The organism is Pseudomonas sp. FW300-N1A1, from assembly GCF_058789115.1.
Genome location: NZ_JBYTBK010000023.1, coordinates 15483 through 33334 on the forward strand (window position 1 = coordinate 15483; position 17852 = coordinate 33334).

Sequence of the window (17852 nt, forward strand, 5' to 3'; positions counted from 1 at the left end):
TTACAACCTCGTAAAGTCGGGTGCGACCCCAGCCGGTCCTCGCCTGTCTTTGCCTTGTCTTTCCTTCGCTCGCTACGCTTTCACGCTGTTTTGACATACAGGCACGAGTGCTCGGCCTGGTTTACTCCGCGCCTTCGTGCGGCTCCCAGTCACGGGTGCGGCTGACGGCTTTTTTCCAGCCAGCGTAGAGTTTTTCCTTTGTTGCTTCGTCCAGTTGTGGGTCGAACTCGCGTTCGATTACCGCCTTGCCACGCAGCTCTTCCAGGCTGCCCCAGAAGCCACAGGCCAGGCCGGCCAGGTAGGCGGCGCCGAGCGCGGTGGTTTCACGCATTTGCGGACGCTCGACCTGGGTGCCGAGGATGTCGGCCTGGAACTGCATCAGGAAGTTGTTGGCGACCGCGCCACCGTCCACGCGCAGGGCCTTGAGGCGTTCGCCGGAATCCTGTTGCATGGCGTCGAGTACGTCGCGGGTCTGGAAGGCAATCGACTCCAGGGCGGCACGAATGATGTGGTCCACCCGTACGCCGCGGGTCAGGCCGAACAGTGCGCCACGGGCATAGGGGTCCCAGTACGGAGCGCCCAGGCCGGTAAAGGCGGGCACCAGGTACACGCCGTTGCTGTCCTTGACCTTGTTGGCGAAGTACTCGGTGTCGTGGGCGTCATTGATGATCTTCAGCTCGTCGCGCAACCACTGCACGGTGGAGCCGCCGTTGAACACCGCACCTTCCAGCGCGTAAGCGACTTCACCCCGTGGGCCGCAGGCGATGGTGGTGAGCATGCCGTGGCTGGATTTCACCGCTTTGGTGCCGGTGTTCATCAGCAGGAAGCAGCCGGTGCCGTAGGTGTTTTTTGCCTGGCCTGGCTCCACGCACATCTGGCCGAACAGGGCAGCCTGCTGGTCGCCGGCGATACCGCCGATGGCGATGCCGCTCTTGGTGTGCCCGTAGATTTCCGACGAAGACTTCACCTCTGGCAGCATCTCGCGCGGGATGTCCAGCACCTCCAGCATCTTCGCGTCCCACTCCAGGGTGTGGATGTTGAAGAGCATGGTGCGCGAGGCGTTGGTGTAGTCCGTGACGTGGGTCTTGCCGCCCGTGAATTTCCAGATCAGCCAGCTGTCGACGGTGCCGAACAGCAATTCGCCCTTGCGCGCCCGCTCGCGGCTGCCCTCGACGTTGTCCAGGATCCACTTGAGCTTGGTGCCGGAGAAGTACGGGTCGGTGACCAGGCCCGTGGTGTCGCGGATGTATTGTTCGTGACCGTCGCGCTTGAGCTGCTCGCAGATCTCGGTGCTGCGGCGGCACTGCCAGACGATCGCGTTATAGATCGGGCGGCCGGTGGTCTTGTCCCAGACCACGGTGGTTTCGCGCTGGTTGGTGATGCCGATGGCGGCCACCTGGTCATGGTGCAGGCCGGCTTGTGCCAGGGCCTCGACCATCACCGCGCTTTGGGTGGCGAAGATTTCCATCGGGTCGTGCTCGACCCAGCCGGCTTGCGGGTAGTGCTGGGCGAATTCGCGTTGTGCGGTGCAGACCACGTTGGCGTCACGGTCGAAAATGATCGCGCGCGAGCTGGTCGTACCCTGATCGAGGGCAATGATGTAGTTCTTATTCTGTGTGTCGGTCATGTCGATTGCCTTGGACGAAATAAGGGAGTGGATGGGGGCGCGTGGTCAAGGATGGGCAGGACTGCGCGCCGCCGCTTTCAGGAAACTCGTGGTTTGCCGTCAATGGCAGGTTCTGCATCCTTTGTAGCAGGTTCGGCGCCAGGCAGATGACGGGCAATGAGCCCACGATAGGCCGCGGCACCGAGGCAGGCACCAACAATCGGTGCAAAGACAGGAATCAGGAAGTAAGGAATATCGCGGCCGCCAGTAAAGGAAATTTCACCCCAGCCAGCGAAGAAAGTCATCAGTTTCGGACCGAAGTCACGTGCCGGGTTCATCGCGAAGCCGGTCAGCGGGCCCATCGAACTGCCAATCACCGCGATCAGCAGGCCAATCAGCAACGGCGCCAGCGGGCCTTTCGGCAGGCCATTGTTGTCGTCGGTCAGGGACATGATCACGCCCATCAGGATCGCAGTGATGATGATCTCGACCAGGAACGCCTGGCCTGTCGACAGGGCAGGGTTAGGGAAGGTGGAGAACACGGATGCCAGTTCAAGGCTGGCCAGGCTGCCGCGGACCATTTGATGGCTTTGTTCGAAATCGAAGAACAGGTTGCTGTAAAGCGTGTAAACCAACAAGGCGGCGCAGAAGGCGCCAGCGACCTGGGAGAGGATGTAGAACGGCAGTTTGCGTTTTTCAAAGTCGGTAAAAATGCTCAGGGCAATACTGACGGCCGGGTTCAGGTGCGCGCCGGAAACGCCCGCGGTCAGGTAGATCGCCATGCTCACGCCAACCCCCCAGATAATGCTGATTTCCCACAGGCCAAAGCTGGCACCGGCGACTTTGAGCGCGGCAACGCAGCCGGTACCAAAGAAGATCAGTAAGGCCGTGCCCAGGAATTCGGCCATGCATTGGCTCGAGAGCGAAGGTTGCTGTAAAGCAGTTGTCATTGAAAACCTCGGTTTTTGTTGTTGTCTGGCGCTGTTTCCGAAAGGACTGAGCGCGATTTTCACCGAGGCAGGATCCCCATCCTGGTCTCGGCTTGCTGCCGGGTGTTGCGTAGGAATCTTCGCATATATTCAGATTCGAAAAAATATAGACAAGAAACGCTGCTGTCAAAGGTCGAAAGTGAACTATCAGTCACTTTTAAACTGTCAGCTTGATGAATGACTGCGGGTTCGAGGTGTGGAACCGTCCTGGCCTGGCTCTCCAGGTTGGCGCCTGTTGAGGGATAAAACGCTGGCCATGGAGCCTTTTGCTGTCTGATGTCCTAGAATCCGGCGCAACTTTTTTGTTGTTTTGCCACGCTTGGAGCTGCCATGACCCCCGCATTGGATCTGCTGAAAAAAGTTCGAGCCGAACATCGCGTGCACAGTTATGAACATGATCCGAAGGCCGCCTCGTATGGGCTGGAGGCTGCGGAAAAACTGGGGCTGGACCCCGCGCAAGTGTTCAAGACGTTGCTGGCGGCGAGTGAAAAGGGCGAGTTGCTGGTCGCTGTGGTGCCAGTCGTCGGAAGCCTGGACCTCAAGGCGCTGGCCCAGGCCGCGGGGGTGAAGAAAGTCGAGATGGCTGACCCGGCCGCCGCGCAACGGGCGACCGGCTATTTGTTGGGTGGCATCAGCCCGCTGGGACAAAAGAAGCGTCTGCGCACCTTCATCGATAACAGTGCCCAACCTTTTGCAAGTGTTTATGTCAGTGCCGGGCGGCGGGGCCTGGAGGTCGAGTTGGCGGCGTCGGTGCTGGCCGAGCACACCCAAGCCACCTTTGCCGATATCGGTCGCGGCTGACGACCGCGCTGTATGGTGAAAATTGGCCGGCTCTGTCTCTGCCCGGCTGGCGACGGTTACTGCATGCTCGCGTCCGACTTATCACAAGGAGGTCAGTGCCATGCAGTTAGCGTTTCATCAGGTCGATGCGTTCAGCGAGCGCCCGTTCAGTGGCAACCCGGCGATGGTCTATCGGCTCGATACCTGGCTCAACGATGAGCTGATGCAACAAATCGCCGCCGAACACAACCTCGCCGAAACAGCGTTTGTGGTGCGCGAAGCCGAGGGTTGGCGCATCCGCTGGTTCACGCCAGCTACCGAAGTACCCTTGTGTGGGCATGCGACGCTGGCCAGTGCCTATGTATTGTTTGAGGTCTTTCACGAGCCGGCCGAGCGCCTGGACTTCATCAGCCAGTCCGGGCCCTTGAGTGTGACTCGGGAAGACGGGCGGCTGTGGCTGGACTTTCCTGCCATCGAGGCCCGTGAAGTGCAGGATCACCAGCAAGTGGCGCGGGCGCTGGGGGTGCAACCGGTCGAGGTGCTGGGTTCAAACGAATTGTTGGTGGTGCTGGAGTCAGAGCAGGCAGTCATCGATTGCCAGCCTGACATGGCTGCGCTGGCGAAGCTGCCTTGGCTGGGGGCGATCGTGACGGCCCGTGGAGCACAGCATGATTTCGTGTCGAGGTATTTTGCCCCGGCCATCGGTATCAACGAGGACCCGGTCACCGGGTCGACCCATTGCCTGTTGATCCCCTATTGGGCGCAGCGTCTGGACAAAACCAGGCTGACGGCGTTTCAGCGTTCGGCGCGGGGAGGGGAGTTGTTCTGCCGCCTGGAAGGCAGTCGGGTGAAAATCGGCGGTCACGCGACGCTGGTGGCCAGCGGGACGTTGATGTTGGATTGATGATTGTACCCATGCTTTCGCGTGGGAATGCAGTTCGTGACGCTCCGAGGGAGCGTCCCTTGAGGCATTCCCACGCAGAGCGTGGGAATGATCAAGCGAACTCTGTTCAGATGGCAGTACTGTACCGCCGAACCCCTGACTCGATCGACTCAATCTGCGCGGCCATGCTACCGGACGCCTGGAACAGCACCAGGTGTTCAGCCGCCACGCGAATCCCGACTTCGGCACCGACCAGGTGGTCGGCGTGGCTTGGAAAGATCGACTCCAGCTGGCTGCCCGTCGGCAGTTGCAGGCGATACAGGGTCGAGGCACCGAGGAACGACTTGCCCACGATCCGCGCTCTCAACGGGCTGTCGGGGGCATAGACAATGTCGTCGGGACGCAGCAACACGTCCACGGCACCGCCGATTGGCCAAGTGTAAGCACGATTACCGCGCAGCTCGCCGAGCTCGGTTTGCACCGATTCGGGGGTCTGCAACTGACCACGAATGAAGTAGCCCTGGCCGATGAAACTGGCAACGAAAGGCGTCAGTGGTTCGTGGTACAGGTTGTAGGGCGTGTCCCACTGTTCCAGTCGACCTTCCTTGAACACCCCGACCTGGTCGCTGACCGCGAAGGCTTCTTCCTGGTCGTGGGTCACTAGAATCGCGCTGGTGCCCCGGCTCTTGAGGATATCCCGGACTTCGTGGCTCAACTTGCGGCGCAATTCGCCATCGAGGTTGGAAAACGGTTCGTCCAGCAACAAGAGTTGTGGCTCTGGCGCCAGGGCCCGGGCCAGTGCGACCCGTTGCTGCTGGCCGCCAGACAGTTCGTGGGGGAAGCGCTTGCCCAGGTGCTTGAGATTGACCAGCTCCAGCATCTCGGCGGTGACCCGTTCTTTGTCCGGGTGCTTGCGAATGCCGAAGGCAATGTTGTCGGCCACGCTCAGGTGCGGAAACAGGGCATAGTCCTGGAACACCATGCCGATCCGGCGTTTCTCCGGGGCGAGGGTAAAGCCGGCGCTGGAGATGGTTTCACCCGCCAGCTGGATTTCCCCTTCGTGAATCGGCTCGAAGCCTGCAATCGCACGCAGGGTTGTGGTCTTGCCGCAACCGGATGAACCGAGCAGGCAGCCGATGTCACCGGCATTGAGGTGCAGGTTGAGGTTCTGAACGACCCGCTGGTCTTGATAACCGCAGGCCAGGTTGCGCAGGTTCAGCAGTAATGGATGGCTCATGCGTGATGGTACGCAGGCTCGACGAGAAACTCGAGCAAGGCCTTTTGTGCGTGAAGACGGTTTTCTGCCTGGTCCCAGGCGACCGAGCGCGGGTCATCCAGCAGGTCGAGGCTGATTTCTTCGCCGCGGTGGGCGGGTAGGCAGTGCATGAACAGGACATCCTCTGCGGCCAGATCGAGCAGGGCGCGATTGACCTGGAACGGCGCGAACAATGTAAGGCGCTTGGCGGTTTCTTCTTCCTGGCCCATGGAGGTCCAGACGTCGGTGCTGACCAGATGAGCGCCCAGCACGGCATCCTTGGGATCGCGGACGATGGTCACGCGGTCACCTGCTCTTGCCACGAATTCCGGGTTGGGTTCGTAACCCTCGGGGCAGGCGATGCGCAACTGGAAGTCGAACTGGATGGCGGCTTCTATATAGCTGTTGCACATGTTGTTGCCATCGCCGATCCAGGCGACGGTCTTGCCCTGGATCGAACCACGATGCTCAAGGAAGGTTTGCATGTCGGCCAGCAGCTGGCACGGGTGCAGGTCATCGGACAAGCCGTTGATCACCGGTACGCGCGAGTTGGCGGCAAATTCGGTCAGGGTGCTGTGGGCGAAGGTGCGGATCATCACCGCATCGAGCATGCGCGACATGACGATGGCGCAGTCGCCGATCGGCTCGCCGCGCCCCAGTTGGGTGTCGCGCGGCGAAAGGAAAATCGCCTGGCCGCCCAGTTGGATCATGCCGGCTTCGAACGACAGGCGAGTGCGGGTCGAGGACTTCTCGAAAATCATGCCCAGGACGCGGTTTTTCAACGGCTCGAACAGTACGCCGCGGTTACGCAGGTCTTTGAGCTCAATGCCTCGACGGATCACGCTGACCAGCTCTTCGGGCGTGCAATCCATCAGGGAGAGAAAGTGCCTTGCGCTCATCATTGACTACCTTTTTGCAACGGACCGCAGATACTCAAAGCCTTGTTTCATTGGAAAACGGGCGAGACCTGCGGCGTAAGCCGCACGGGGCGACGAAATAGGGGAAGGCGCGATATTGACACTAAATGTCGCGTCTTACCAATAGGCTACGGTTTTTAGGGGATTTCAGAGGGGCTACGGGACGATCGCGGTAGCGCTTATGAAGCCTGTTTCCTGACTGCAGCCACTCCTTTGTACACTGCCCTCGCGCGCCTTGGCAATCGAGCGAGGCGTTCAAGGTGTCGCCCTGGTCGGTTTCTGACTGATAGGGCCCGGTGCCCGGGGCCGCTATCGGCAGGCCTGATGGCCGGCGATTCACAAGACGAACGTCGCTGGCGCGGCGGCCGGTCACGGCCCATAGTTTTGTTCCCGCAACCGTGCGTTGGTTGCCCCGAATAAAACAGAGACTGGCCATGACCAAGACTCTCAATTACCGTGCGTGCCACCTGTGTGAAGCCATTTGCGGCTTGACCATCGAAGCCACGGCAACCGACGATGCCGGCCTGCAGATCACCTCGATCAAGGGCGACGCGCAAGACAGCTTCAGTCGCGGCCATATCTGCCCCAAGGCAGTGGCCTTGCAGGATATCCAGAACGATCCCGATCGCCTGCGCCACCCCATGCAACGCGTGGGCAGCGAGTGGCAAGCGATTGCCTGGGAAGACGCTTTTGCCCTGGTGGCTGAGCGCCTTGCAGCGATTCAGGAGCGCCATGGCCAGAACGCCGTCGCGGTGTATCAGGGCAACCCCAGCGTGCACAACTATGGGTTGATGACCCACAGCAACTATTTTCTCGGCCTGCTGAAAACCCGAAACCGCTACTCCGCGACTTCGGTCGACCAGTTGCCCCATCACCTGACCAGTCATTTGATGTACGGCCACGGGCTGCTGTTGCCGATTCCCGACATCGATCACACCGACTTCATGCTGATCCTGGGCGGCAACCCGCTGGCCTCCAATGGCAGCATCATGACCGTGCCGGACGTGGAAAAGCGCCTGAAGGCGATTCAGGCACGGGGCGGCAAGGTGGTGGTGGTCGACCCGAGGCGCAGCGAGACAGCGGCGATTGCCGACCAGCATCTGTTTGTCCGCCCGGGAGGCGATGCGGCGCTGTTGTTCGGCTTGCTCAATACCCTGTTCAGCGAAGGCCTGACGCGCGACAGTCATTTGCCGGTCGATGGGCTTGAGGAGGTTCGCCAGGCGGTCAGCGGCTTCAGTGCTGAAGCGATGAGCCCGCTGTGCGCTGTACCGGCCGGGCAGATTCGGCAACTGGCCCGGGATTTCGCCGCCGCCAGGACCGCGGTTTGTTATGGCCGCATGGGCATTTCCACCCAGGCGTTCGGTACCCTGTGCCATTGGCTGGTGCAGTTGATCAACCTGGTCAGCGGTAACCTGGATCGGGTCGGAGGCGCACTGTGCACCGAACCGGCTGTCGATCTGGTGGCGTCGACCTCGGGCGGGCATTTCAATCAGTGGCAAAGCCGTGTGTCCGGGCGCCCGGAATACGGCGGTGAGTTGCCGGTGTCGGCGCTGGCCGAAGAGATGCTCACCGAAGGGGAGGGGCAGGTGCGTGCGCTGGTGACCGTGGCCGGTAACCCGGTGCTGTCGACTCCCAATGGTCGACAGCTGGAACAGGCGCTGGATGGGCTGGAGTTCATGGTCAGCATCGACTTGTACATCAACGAGACCACGCGCTATGCCGATCTGATCCTGCCGTCGACCTCTGCGCTGGAAAACGATCACTACGATACGACGTTCAATATGTTCGCCGTGCGCAATGTCAGCCGATTCAACCGGGCCATCCTGCCCAAGCCCGAGGGCGCGCTGCATGACTGGGAGATTTTCGTCGGGTTGGCCAAGGCGTTTGCGGCCCGGACCGGCAAAGAACTCAAGCCCACGATGCCACCGGCGCAGATGATCGATTTTGGTTTGCGCGCCGGCCGCTATGGCGATGCTTCACCGTACAAACTGTCGGTGGCGAGCCTGTTCGATCACCCCCATGGCATCGACCTGGGGCCGCTCAAGGCCAACCTTGCACCGCGCCTGAAAACTGCGAATCAGCGAGTGCAGGCCGCGCCGCCAGCGATCCTGGGCGACCTGGCGCGATTTGCCGCGCAACAGGTACCGGTCGCTGATGAGTTGTTGTTGATCGGCCGTCGCCATGTGCGCAGCAACAATTCGTGGATGCACAATTATCACCGCCTGGTGAAGGGTAAGCCGCGTCATCAGTTGCTGATGCACCCGGAGGATCTTGCCAGCCGCGGGCTCAACGACGGTCAGCGGGTGCGGGTCAGCTCGCGGGTCGGGGCGATCGAGGTCGAGGTGCTGGGCAGTGTCGAGATGATGAAGGGGGTGGTCAGTCTGCCCCATGGCTGGGGACATGCCCGGCCGGGCGTGCAGATGACCATCGCCATGGGGCAGCCTGGCTCCAGCGCCAATGACCTGACCGATGAGCAGCAACTGGATGAGTTGTCCGGCAATGCGGCGCTCAATGGGGTGCCGGTGACGGTGGCCGCCGCGTAGGCATGTCTGTCGGGGAGGCCGAGCATCGCGCCCGGCTTTCCGTTACAATGCGCCACCGTGCCGACAACTGAGTCGGAAAGTTCAGCCGAGGTGCTTCATGGATATCATCGAAACTATTAAAGAGCAGATTGCCAACAACACCATTCTGCTTTACATGAAAGGCTCGCCGAATGCGCCACAGTGTGGCTTTTCCGCGAAAGCCGCTCAGGCGGTCATGGGCTGTGGTGAGAAGTTCGCTTACGTGGACATCCTGCAGAACCCGGAAATTCGCGCCAACCTGCCAAAGTACGCCAACTGGCCAACCTTCCCGCAACTGTGGGTAGGTGGCGAACTGGTCGGCGGTAGCGACATCATGATCGAAATGGCTGCAGACGGTTCGTTGCAGGCACTGATCAAGGATGCTTCGGCCAAAGCCGCTGCAGCCAAGACAGAAGCCTGATCCACCAGTAGGGGCCGCGGCCCCTGCAGGTAATAAAAAGCCCCGCCTCTCGTAAGAGGGCGGGGCTTTTTAGTGTGGCGGATTTAACGAGCGGTAACTTACTCGTCGCCCATCTGCGATTGCAGATAGTTTTCCATGCCCACTTTGTCGATCAGGCCCAGTTGGGTTTCCAGCCAGTCGATATGTTCTTCTTCGGATTCAAGAATATCTTCGAGCAGTTCACGGCTGCCGAAGTCGCCGACCGTTTCGCAATGGGCGATCGCGACCTTGAGGTCGGCATGGCCGGTACGCTCGATACGCAGGTCGCACTCCAGCATTTCCTTGGTGTGCTCGCCGATCTGCAGCTTGCCCAGGTCCTGGACGTTGGGCAGGCCTTCGAGGAACAGGATGCGCTTGATCAGCTTGTCCGCGTGTTTCATCTCGTCGATGGATTCGTGGTACTCGTGCTTGCCAAGCTTGTTCAGGCCCCAATCTTCATACATGCGCGCATGCAGGAAGTACTGATTGATTGCGACCAGCTCATTGGCAAGAATCTTGTTGAGGTGCTGGATGACTGTGACGTCGCCTTTCATGATGGGGTCCTGCCCTTTAATTACCGTATATAAGGCAGAGTTTGAGCCGGCAAGTACTTAGTGTCAAACCTAAGTTATTGAATAATATATAAAAATTAATCGGAATAAGAATGTTTGTGTTCCGCATCCGAACGCTAAGCGATTGAATTATGGGCATAAAAAAACCGGACGCTGGGTCCGGTTCTTTGGAATGCTCTATTTCACGCTGCAGAAAATTCTACAGGGTAGGGGATAGCGGCCTGGCTCAACTGCAGGTCGGCGAGGGTTTCGCGGACCACTTGCTTGGCAAGGCAGGCACATTTGCCGCATTGACTGGCAACGCCGGTGGCTTCGCGCACTTCACGGTAGCTGCAGCAACCTTCGTAGATTGCATCGCGGATTTTACCGTCGGTGACGCCAGTGCAGAGGCAGACATACATAAGGTGAGAACCGTCGCTGGTTAGGGCTCAATTGCGATGGATCTTAATGTTAACGAGAATGATTGTCAAAGTGCTTTCCCGGCGATGTGTGGCGGATCCACATTCGCCTGACGAACGGTACGAAGCGCTCCCTGAGGTTGTCTGCAGGCCCGTTGCCGGGTTTTTTGGCCCATTGGAAAAACCGTTGAGGACAGGTCAAAAACGCAGTGTATGATGGTCGGTCCTCGCGAAGGGCAGTCGATTCATCAACCTGTCGTTTAATCCCGACAGACTGGTTCGATACCGTTCATCACGCCACCACACCAGGAAATATTCAATGAGCGTACTCGTAGGCAAACAAGCCCCTGACTTCACCGTTCCGGCCGTACTCGGCAATGGCGAAATCGTCGACAGCTTCACCCTGTCGTCGGCCATCAAAGGCAAATACGGCCTGGTGTTCTTCTACCCGCTGGACTTCACCTTCGTTTGCCCGTCCGAGCTGATTGCTCTGGACAACCGCATGGCTGATTTCAAGGCGCGTAACGTTGAAGTGATCGCTGTTTCGATCGACTCGCACTTCACCCACAACGCCTGGCGCAACACCTCGGTCAACGCCGGCGGCATCGGTCAGGTCAAGTACATCATGGCTGCTGACATGAAGCACGACATCGCCAAGGCCTACGACGTTGAGTCCGAAGGCGGCGTGGCGTTCCGTGGCGCGTTCCTGATCGACGACAAAGGCGTTGTCCGCTCGCAGATCGTCAACGACCTGCCGCTGGGCCGTAACATGGAAGAGCTGATCCGTCTGGTCGACGCCCTGCAATTCCACGAAGAGCACGGTGAAGTTTGCCCGGCCAACTGGAAAAAAGGCGACAAAGGCATGACCGCTTCGCCAGAAGGCGTTGCTGCTTACCTGACCGAGCACGCTGCGGCACTGTAAGCCAAGCGTCAGGTATAAAAAAACCGGCCTCAGTGGCCGGTTTTTCATGGGCGCAAGAAACCTGCGACTCGATCAGTCGTTGAAGTCTTCCCAGCCGCCCATTTGCTTCCAGCGGTTGACGATGCCGCAGAACAGATCAGCGGTCTTCTCGGTGTCGTAGCGAGCCGAGTGGGCCTCACGTCCGTCGAAGTCGATGTCCGCTGCCTGGCATGCCTTGGCCAGTACGGTCTGGCCGTAAGCCAGGCCGGCCAGTGTGGCGGTGTCGAAGCTGGAGAACGGGTGAAACGGGTTACGCTTCATATCCAGGCGCGCGGCCGCGGCGTTGAGGAAACCCAGGTCGAAGCTACTGTTGTGGCCGACCAGGATGGCCCGCTTGCAGCCGTTGGCTTTCAACGCCTTGCGCACACCACGGAAGATGTCGGTCAGCGCGCTCTCTTCACTCACCGCCATGCGCAGTGGGTGATCGAGCTTGATCCCGGTGAACTCCAGTGCAGCGGCTTCGATGTTGGCGCCTTCGAACGGCTCGACACGGAAGAAATAGGTGTGATCAGGGTACACAAAGCCCTTTTCGTCCATGCTGATGGTTGTCGCGGCGATTTCCAGCAAGGCGTCAGTGGCACAGTTGAAACCACCGGTTTCAACGTCGACGACGACGGGCAGATATCCACGGAACCGGGCAGCCATCGGGTGGCGTGAACCGCCGCCCTGGCCTTCCTGTTCGTCGTCGTAATGGTCTTCACTCACGCGTGTTCCTCCAGCAGGCGCCAGCGCAGTTTTTCACCGGCGCGCAGCGGGATGACAGTCAGCTCGCCGAACGGCAGGCTGGTTGGGGCGGTCCATTCTTCGCGGACCAGGGTGATGCGGTCAGTGTTCACCGGCAGGCCATAGAAGCGCGGGCCGTTGAGGCTGGCGAAGGCTTCGAGCTTGTCCAGCGCGTTGCGCTGTTCAAAGGCTTCGGCGTACATCTCGATCGCGGCATAGGCGGTGTAGCACCCGGCACAGCCACAGGCTGCTTCTTTGGCGTGCTGGGCGTGGGGCGCCGAGTCGGTGCCCAGGAAGAACTTCTCGCTGCCGCTGGTGGCGGCATCCAGCAGGGCGACCTGGTGGGTGTTGCGCTTGAGGATCGGCAGGCAATAGAAGTGCGGGCGAATCCCGCCGACCAGCATGTGGTTGCGGTTGTATAGCAGGTGATGGGCGGTGATGGTCGCGCCCACGTTGGCCGAAGCCTCATTGACGAACTGCACGGCATCGCTGGTGGTGATGTGTTCGAACACTACCTTGAGCGTTGGAAAACGTTCCACGACACGACGCATGTGCTCGTCGATGAAGATCTTTTCGCGGTCGAAGACGTCGACGTCGCCACGGGTGATTTCACCGTGGACCAGCAAGGGCATCCCGACTTCGGCCATGGCCTCGATCGCAGGGAAGATCTTGTCGATGCTGGTTACGCCAGAATCCGAGTTGGTGGTCGCACCGGCCGGATACAGCTTGGCGGCGTGAACAAAACCGCAGGCCTTGGCCGTGCGAATTTCGTCGGCGGTCGTGCGGTCGGTCAGGTAGAGCACCATCAGCGGTTCGAAGCGGCTACCGGCCGGGCGCGCAGCGAGAATACGCTGGCGATAGGCGTCGGCTTCAGCGGCGTTACGCACCGGCGGTACCAGGTTAGGCATGATGATGGCGCGACCAAAGGTGCGCGCGACATCCGCCACTGTATTGGGCAACACAGCACCATCGCGAAGATGAATATGCCAGTCGTCGGGACGCAGCAGGGTCAGGCGGTCGGACATTGGGGATTCCAGGCGGGTAAAACTCATGGGAATGCTACCGGAAAAGACTCTCGCAGGCACCCGCTATCAAGTTTTGTCGTAGGCTTCCGATATTACAAAGGTATGCCGTAAACGTGTGTGTCGGTCTTTTTATTGTAGAAGTCAGTGGAGCCTCCCGTGCGCCAGCGTTATCTAGCCTTGCTCAGTGTGTTTGCCAGCCTTCCCGCCATGGCGCTCACTTTCCAGACACGCCTGGAGAGCATTGAGTGGAAGGTCGAAGGTGACAAGTTCGAATGCCGCCTGACACAGCCGATTACCGATTTCGGTTCGGGTGAGTTCGTGCGGCGAGCGGGCGAGCAGGCGACGTTTCGCTTGAAGGCCTATAACCCGATGCTGGCCGGTGGCTCGGCGACCTTGCTGGCCGCCGCGGCGCCGTGGCAGCCTGGGCGGGGTGATATCAACCTGGGCTCAGTCAGGCTGGGCAGCGGCGACGTGTTGTTCGACAGTTCGCAGCTTCAGGCCGGGCGCCTCATCGGCGGCTTGATGGACGGGCGCAGTCCACTGGTTCGGCATTACGCGCGTGATGGCCGGGTGTCGGAAGTACGTTTGCTGCCGGTCAGGTTCAGCAAGGCCTATGCCGATTACCAGGGCTGTGTCGCCAAGTTGCTGCCCATGAATTATGACCAGGTGAAGCAGGCCCAGGTCGGTTTTCCGGGCGGCGGTATTGAACTGGACGCACAGGCCAAGGCCAGGTTGCAGGTGATGCTGGTGTTCATGAAGGCTGATCCGACGGTCAATCACATTGAGGTCGACGGGCATTCCGATAACAGCGGCAACCGTCTGACCAATCGTGATTTGTCCCGGCGCAGGGCGCTGGCGGTGATGGATTACCTCAAGGCCAATGGCATTGCCGAGTCGCAGATCACCCTGCGCTTCCATGGTGAACGTTACCCCCTGGCCCCCAATACCAATACGGCCAATCGGGCGAAAAACCGCCGGGTCAATGTACAACTTGAGCGGGTCGAGCCCGTGCAGGATCCTGCCCCGCAAGTCAGCTCCAGCGGCAGCGCGGGTACGGCATCCTGAACGGCTGAAATCGTCGCCCGCTCGACATAATCTGTCGCTTCGTCGTCATAAGCTGTCGCGCCTCTGTAAATTATCCTCCCGCAGCGTTAGACTTATCGGCTTTCCGTAGAACCCCGTGGAGTGATGGCATGGCGGACGTAAACAAGGTCGTTCTGGCGTATTCCGGCGGCCTGGACACTTCGGTGATCCTCAAGTGGCTGCAGGATACTTATAACTGTGAAGTGGTGACCTTCACCGCTGACCTGGGTCAGGGCGAAGAGGTCGAACCAGCTCGCGCCAAGGCACAAGCCATGGGCGTAAAAGAAATCTACATCGACGATCTGCGCGAAGAGTTCGTGCGTGATTTCGTGTTCCCGATGTTCCGCGCCAACACCGTTTACGAAGGCGAGTACCTGCTGGGTACTTCCATCGCGCGTCCACTGATCGCCAAGCGCTTGATCGAAATCGCCAACGAAACCGGCGCTGACGCCATTTCTCACGGCGCCACGGGCAAGGGCAACGATCAGGTACGTTTCGAACTGGGCGCGTATGCACTCAAGCCGGGCGTGAAAGTCATCGCTCCATGGCGCGAGTGGGACCTGCTGTCCCGCGAGAAGCTGATGGACTATGCCGAGAAGCACGCGATCCCGATCGAGCGCCACGGCAAGAAAAAATCCCCGTACTCGATGGATGCCAACCTGCTGCACATCTCCTATGAAGGCGGCGTGCTGGAAGACACCTGGACCGAGCATGAAGAAGACATGTGGCGTTGGACCGTCTCCCCGGAGAAAGCACCGGACAAGCCGCAGTACCTGGAACTGACTTACCGTAACGGTGACATCGTTGCACTGGACGGCGTCGAGATGAGCCCGGCTACCGTGCTGGCGACCCTCAACCGCATCGGTGGCGAACACGGTATCGGCCGTCTCGATATCGTCGAGAACCGCTATGTCGGCATGAAATCCCGTGGCTGCTACGAGACACCTGGCGGCACCATCATGCTGCGCGCTCACCGTGCCATCGAATCGATCACCCTGGACCGCGAAGTGGCTCACCTCAAAGACGAGTTGATGCCCAAGTATGCCAGCCTGATCTACACCGGCTACTGGTGGAGCCCTGAGCGCCTGATGCTGCAACAGATGATCGACGCCTCCCAGGCGCACGTGAGTGGCGTCGTTCGCCTGAAACTGTACAAGGGCAACGTGATCGTCACCGGTCGCAAGTCTGACGAGTCGTTGTTCGACGCCAACATCGCAACCTTCGAAGAAGATGGCGGCGCGTACAACCAGGCTGATGCCGCCGGCTTCATCAAGCTCAATGCGCTGCGTATGCGCATCGCGGCGAATAAAGGCCGCAAGCTGTTCTGATGTTGCCTTGCTAGTTACGAACTGTGGTCCCGCGTGGTGCGGGGCCACAATTCGAGCGAAGAATTTTGTGTGTGTCGATCCTGCGTTGAGTCCCTGTGACTGAAGTTGACGCTTCAGTGCTCTGAAATCTTCCTGTCTTCCTTCTCTCTTGCGTTGTTCTGTCGCGATTTTTCCTCACTCGGGTAGTCGGGTGAATTGGAGTCCTGATCGATGACGGTTACTGCCTGCGTGCTCAAGTTGTAAATCATGTAAAAACCGTTTGTGAGGGTGGGTGTCTTTGTACTCGTCTCCTTGAATGAGTTTCCGTTAACGATGTGTGCGGAGTCATGGCAACTAAGAAGTATGATGGCTTTGCGGTGATTTTGTTCGCGTTCATTGACGCCGGCAGCCAGGTGTCTGAGTTCTTTTTTCTTGCGGATCCAGCGGGCATCCATGATGCGAATAGTCTGTATCGATTTCGGTAAAGAGATTTGATGTTGTGCGCTCAGGTAGTCACTGGCAGCGATGCCTGGCGGGTCTTGCATACTTGGAGGCAGATAGTCGGACCTGGCGTACAGCTCTGCCCGACGCCGTTTATTTGACCGTTCCACGTGCTCTTTTTTTGCTGGCGCTTGCAGGGTTTGTTTATCCATCTTGGCAAGGTTGGTGCCTCTGTTCGTTTCTGATCGTGCAGTATCGTCAATGACTTTTATAAACTGCTTGCTCTTTTGGAAGTCGGAAGGCGCGTACAGTGACTTGTAGTTAAAGTTTAAAGTGTAAAAGAACAGGAAGAGCAGGTAGAAGGGGAAGCTGATCAGGAACCAGATGTAAATCTCCCGGTCATCCTCGTCAAGGAACGGGAGCGAGACGGCCGCGGATGTTTCGGAGAGAGTCGCGAATATCGCGATGATACTCATTGGGTTTATTATTTTCTTTTGAGGTTTTTTCATGTTGGGTTCTCGTAAGTGTCCTGTTCTTGGATTTTAAGGTGTGTGAAAGTTATTAGGTGGATGATGTTTTTTTTAGATGAGTTAGTGTGTTTTGGTATCGGTTTGTTGTTGGTGGTTTGTTTTATGATAGGTCAGTGTTGAAAGAAAGTCGCAATAGTATTTTCATTGTCTCGGCTTTTTTTTGTGTTGTGTGCTGAGCGGGAAATGTCAGGGAGTCTGGCTTGTGGAGCACCAAGTAAACTTTAAGAGACATAGTTTTTTGTGAGTTCTTGTAGGATGCGTCCTTAATATTTGTAGGGAATGTCTCTTGGTGTGGGTGGTTGGGCAGGTCACCATCCCAAGGTCGAAACGACTAGGCTATTGTGCGGGTTCTAAACATTCGAACAGCGAAAATTGGAATTGCCCATGAATAAAGTGCTGATCGTGGATGATCACCCCGTCATTCGTCTTGCTGTACGTATGCTAATGGAACGTCATGGCTACGAAGTCATTGCTGAAACGGATAATGGCGTAGACGCGTTGCAACTTGCTCGTGAGCATCTACCGGATATTGTAATACTGGACATCGGCATCCCGAAACTTGATGGCCTGGAAGTTATTGCGCGATTGTCTTCGACGCCCTCGCCTGCGAAAGTACTGGTTCTGACGTCTCAGGCTCCGGGACATTTCTCGATGCGCTGCATGCAGGCGGGGTCTGCCGGGTATGTCTGCAAGCAGCAGGATCTCACCGAATTGTTGAGCGCTATCAAGGCTGTGCTGTCGGGGTACAGCTACTTCCCGAATCAAGCGTTGCACACGGTCCGTTCAAGTTTGGGGAATGCCAGTGAAGCCGATATGGTGGATCGGCTTTCCGGACGGGAAATGATGGTGTTGCAGCAGCTGGCGCGAGGCAAGACCAACAAGGAAATTGCCGATGGGATGTTTTTGAGCAATAAGACCGTCAGCACTTACAAAACCCGTCTGCTGCTCAAACTGAACGCGCGCTCGCTGGTCGATTTGATCGAGCTGGCGCAACGTAACGGCCTGGTTTGAGCGCGCAGGGCTCCAGTGATTTTGGTAAGCAGTGGGGGGCGCTTGGGAGGTTGTTGAACGGCTTTAGTCCTCCTGGAGCGATTTATCCGGAGAAAACTGTTCAGGTGATGGGTGAGGGCAGTGAGTGATGGCTAAATGAAAAGCCTCCCGTCAAGGAGGCTTTCAGTGTTAAAGATCAAAGTCGTAGTCGGCCAGTTGCTTTTGCAGGCGGCGCTCCTCCAGGAGGTTATCGATGGTGCGACGCTTGCTCAGGTTGGTCTTTGCCACCTCTGCCACGGGCTCAACATCATCGGCCTCAACAGGGGTGAAGTCGTCTTCTACGTCCAGTTGTTCTTTGCCAGTGCTCATAAGGTCAACTCCAGGCTAAGACT

At 58.6% G+C, this 17852-nt stretch carries 18 protein-coding genes; 8 read left to right on the top strand and 10 right to left on the bottom strand.

The window, feature by feature from the left end:
• Positions 1–121: 121 nt before the first annotated feature.
• Both glpK and AC3WQN_RS16295 read right to left on the bottom strand, forming a co-directional pair.
• Positions 122–1627: a glycerol kinase GlpK gene (gene glpK, locus AC3WQN_RS16290; RefSeq protein WP_103400851.1), complete on the bottom strand. Its 1506-nt coding sequence runs from the start codon at positions 1625–1627 to the stop codon at positions 122–124.
• Positions 1628–1704: 77 nt separating this feature from the next.
• Complete coding sequence (locus AC3WQN_RS16295; protein WP_103400850.1) at positions 1705–2556, bottom strand: MIP/aquaporin family protein; 852 nt, start codon at positions 2554–2556, stop codon at positions 1705–1707.
• A 369-nt stretch (positions 2557–2925) separates the two neighbouring features.
• Here AC3WQN_RS16295 and ybaK point away from each other — a divergent pair, with 369 nt between their 5' ends.
• Together ybaK and AC3WQN_RS16305 are read left to right on the top strand one after the other, a co-directional pair.
• Positions 2926–3396 (top strand): Cys-tRNA(Pro) deacylase, encoded by a 471-nt coding sequence (ybaK, locus tag AC3WQN_RS16300; protein WP_103400849.1) that lies wholly within the window; start codon positions 2926–2928, stop codon positions 3394–3396.
• Between the two features lie 100 nt (positions 3397–3496).
• Positions 3497–4279, top strand: a complete 783-nt coding sequence (locus AC3WQN_RS16305) for a PhzF family phenazine biosynthesis protein (protein WP_103400848.1) — start codon at positions 3497–3499, stop codon at positions 4277–4279.
• Between the two features lie 106 nt (positions 4280–4385).
• Here AC3WQN_RS16305 and AC3WQN_RS16310 read toward each other — a convergent pair whose 3' ends face one another.
• Both AC3WQN_RS16310 and argF read right to left on the bottom strand, forming a co-directional pair.
• Entirely contained in the window at positions 4386–5495 is a 1110-nt protein-coding gene (locus tag AC3WQN_RS16310) for an ABC transporter ATP-binding protein (RefSeq protein WP_103400847.1), read from the bottom strand.
• Positions 5492–6412 carry an ornithine carbamoyltransferase gene (gene argF / locus AC3WQN_RS16315; protein WP_103400846.1) on the bottom strand — a complete coding sequence of 307 codons (921 nt, stop codon included), beginning with the start codon at positions 6410–6412 and terminating at the stop codon, positions 5492–5494. Before argF ends, AC3WQN_RS16310 begins: the two co-directional genes overlap by 4 nt.
• A 452-nt stretch (positions 6413–6864) precedes the next feature.
• On the opposite strand from argF, the gene AC3WQN_RS16320 reads away from it, so the two are divergent.
• Both AC3WQN_RS16320 and grxD read left to right on the top strand, forming a co-directional pair.
• Entirely contained in the window at positions 6865–8973 is a 2109-nt protein-coding gene (locus AC3WQN_RS16320; RefSeq protein WP_103400845.1) for a molybdopterin oxidoreductase family protein, read from the top strand.
• Positions 8974–9070: 97 nt separating this feature from the next.
• The gene (gene grxD / locus AC3WQN_RS16325; RefSeq protein WP_095080024.1) at positions 9071–9412 is read left to right on the top strand and encodes a Grx4 family monothiol glutaredoxin; all 342 of its coding nucleotides are present in this window, start codon (positions 9071–9073) and stop codon (positions 9410–9412) included.
• Positions 9413–9510: 98 nt separating this feature from the next.
• Here grxD and bfr read toward each other — a convergent pair whose 3' ends face one another.
• On the bottom strand, positions 9511–9984 hold the full coding sequence (gene bfr / locus AC3WQN_RS16330; RefSeq protein WP_095080025.1) for a bacterioferritin: 474 nt from the start codon (positions 9982–9984) through the stop codon (positions 9511–9513).
• A 200-nt stretch (positions 9985–10184) separates the two neighbouring features.
• Complete coding sequence (locus AC3WQN_RS16335; RefSeq protein WP_093423249.1) at positions 10185–10403, bottom strand: bacterioferritin-associated ferredoxin; 219 nt, start codon at positions 10401–10403, stop codon at positions 10185–10187.
• Between the two features lie 316 nt (positions 10404–10719).
• Here AC3WQN_RS16335 and AC3WQN_RS16340 point away from each other — a divergent pair, with 316 nt between their 5' ends.
• The gene (locus AC3WQN_RS16340; protein ID WP_103400844.1) at positions 10720–11322 is read left to right on the top strand and encodes a peroxiredoxin; all 603 of its coding nucleotides are present in this window, start codon (positions 10720–10722) and stop codon (positions 11320–11322) included.
• Between the two features lie 72 nt (positions 11323–11394).
• On the opposite strand, the gene rnt is transcribed toward AC3WQN_RS16340, so the two are convergent.
• Positions 11395–12066 carry a ribonuclease T gene (rnt, locus tag AC3WQN_RS16345; protein WP_095080027.1) on the bottom strand — a complete coding sequence of 224 codons (672 nt, stop codon included), beginning with the start codon at positions 12064–12066 and terminating at the stop codon, positions 11395–11397.
• Positions 12063–13109 carry a dihydroorotase gene (gene pyrC / locus AC3WQN_RS16350; protein ID WP_103400843.1) on the bottom strand — a complete coding sequence of 349 codons (1047 nt, stop codon included), beginning with the start codon at positions 13107–13109 and terminating at the stop codon, positions 12063–12065. The genes rnt and pyrC overlap by 4 nt, the downstream gene beginning before the upstream one ends.
• A gap of 156 nt (positions 13110–13265) precedes the next feature.
• Here pyrC and AC3WQN_RS16355 point away from each other — a divergent pair, with 156 nt between their 5' ends.
• Positions 13266–14174, top strand: a complete 909-nt coding sequence (locus AC3WQN_RS16355) for a flagellar protein MotY (protein WP_103400842.1) — start codon at positions 13266–13268, stop codon at positions 14172–14174.
• A gap of 128 nt (positions 14175–14302) precedes the next feature.
• Positions 14303–15520, top strand: coding sequence for an argininosuccinate synthase (locus AC3WQN_RS16360; protein ID WP_103400841.1), 1218 nt, complete (start codon positions 14303–14305; stop codon positions 15518–15520).
• 113 nt (positions 15521–15633) lie between these two features.
• Here AC3WQN_RS16360 and AC3WQN_RS16365 read toward each other — a convergent pair whose 3' ends face one another.
• Entirely contained in the window at positions 15634–16449 is an 816-nt protein-coding gene (locus AC3WQN_RS16365) for a hypothetical protein (protein ID WP_256587310.1), read from the bottom strand.
• A 405-nt stretch (positions 16450–16854) separates the two neighbouring features.
• Between AC3WQN_RS16365 and AC3WQN_RS16370 the strand changes: the two genes are divergently transcribed.
• Positions 16855–17481, top strand: a complete 627-nt coding sequence (locus AC3WQN_RS16370; RefSeq protein ID WP_095080030.1) for a response regulator transcription factor — start codon at positions 16855–16857, stop codon at positions 17479–17481.
• A 168-nt stretch (positions 17482–17649) separates the two neighbouring features.
• On the opposite strand, the gene AC3WQN_RS16375 is transcribed toward AC3WQN_RS16370, so the two are convergent.
• Positions 17650–17829, bottom strand: coding sequence for a PA3496 family putative envelope integrity protein (locus AC3WQN_RS16375; protein WP_095080031.1), 180 nt, complete (start codon positions 17827–17829; stop codon positions 17650–17652).
• Positions 17830–17852: the final 23 nt, after the last annotated feature.

Excerpts from the sequence above, each read along its gene's own strand:
- AC3WQN_RS16365 (WP_256587310.1), bottom strand. The coding sequence starts at position 16,449 with ATGAAAAAACCTCAAAAGAAAATAATAAACCCAATGAGTATCATCGCG.
- AC3WQN_RS16310 (WP_103400847.1), bottom strand. The coding sequence starts at position 5,495 with ATGAGCCATCCATTACTGCTGAACCTGCGCAACCTGGCCTGCGGTTAT.
- AC3WQN_RS16375 (WP_095080031.1), bottom strand. The coding sequence starts at position 17,829 with ATGAGCACTGGCAAAGAACAACTGGACGTAGAAGACGACTTCACCCCT.
- AC3WQN_RS16320 (WP_103400845.1), top strand. The coding sequence starts at position 6,865 with ATGACCAAGACTCTCAATTACCGTGCGTGCCACCTGTGTGAAGCCATT.
- AC3WQN_RS16370 (WP_095080030.1), top strand. The coding sequence starts at position 16,855 with ATGAATAAAGTGCTGATCGTGGATGATCACCCCGTCATTCGTCTTGCT.
- AC3WQN_RS16295 (WP_103400850.1), bottom strand. The coding sequence starts at position 2,556 with ATGACAACTGCTTTACAGCAACCTTCGCTCTCGAGCCAATGCATGGCC.
- grxD (WP_095080024.1), top strand. The coding sequence starts at position 9,071 with ATGGATATCATCGAAACTATTAAAGAGCAGATTGCCAACAACACCATT.
- AC3WQN_RS16335 (WP_093423249.1), bottom strand. The coding sequence starts at position 10,403 with ATGTATGTCTGCCTCTGCACTGGCGTCACCGACGGTAAAATCCGCGAT.
- AC3WQN_RS16340 (WP_103400844.1), top strand. The coding sequence starts at position 10,720 with ATGAGCGTACTCGTAGGCAAACAAGCCCCTGACTTCACCGTTCCGGCC.
- ybaK (WP_103400849.1), top strand. The coding sequence starts at position 2,926 with ATGACCCCCGCATTGGATCTGCTGAAAAAAGTTCGAGCCGAACATCGC.
- AC3WQN_RS16360 (WP_103400841.1), top strand. The coding sequence starts at position 14,303 with ATGGCGGACGTAAACAAGGTCGTTCTGGCGTATTCCGGCGGCCTGGAC.
- pyrC (WP_103400843.1), bottom strand. The coding sequence starts at position 13,109 with ATGTCCGACCGCCTGACCCTGCTGCGTCCCGACGACTGGCATATTCAT.
- AC3WQN_RS16305 (WP_103400848.1), top strand. The coding sequence starts at position 3,497 with ATGCAGTTAGCGTTTCATCAGGTCGATGCGTTCAGCGAGCGCCCGTTC.
- argF (WP_103400846.1), bottom strand. The coding sequence starts at position 6,412 with ATGAGCGCAAGGCACTTTCTCTCCCTGATGGATTGCACGCCCGAAGAG.
- bfr (WP_095080025.1), bottom strand. The coding sequence starts at position 9,984 with ATGAAAGGCGACGTCACAGTCATCCAGCACCTCAACAAGATTCTTGCC.
- glpK (WP_103400851.1), bottom strand. The coding sequence starts at position 1,627 with ATGACCGACACACAGAATAAGAACTACATCATTGCCCTCGATCAGGGT.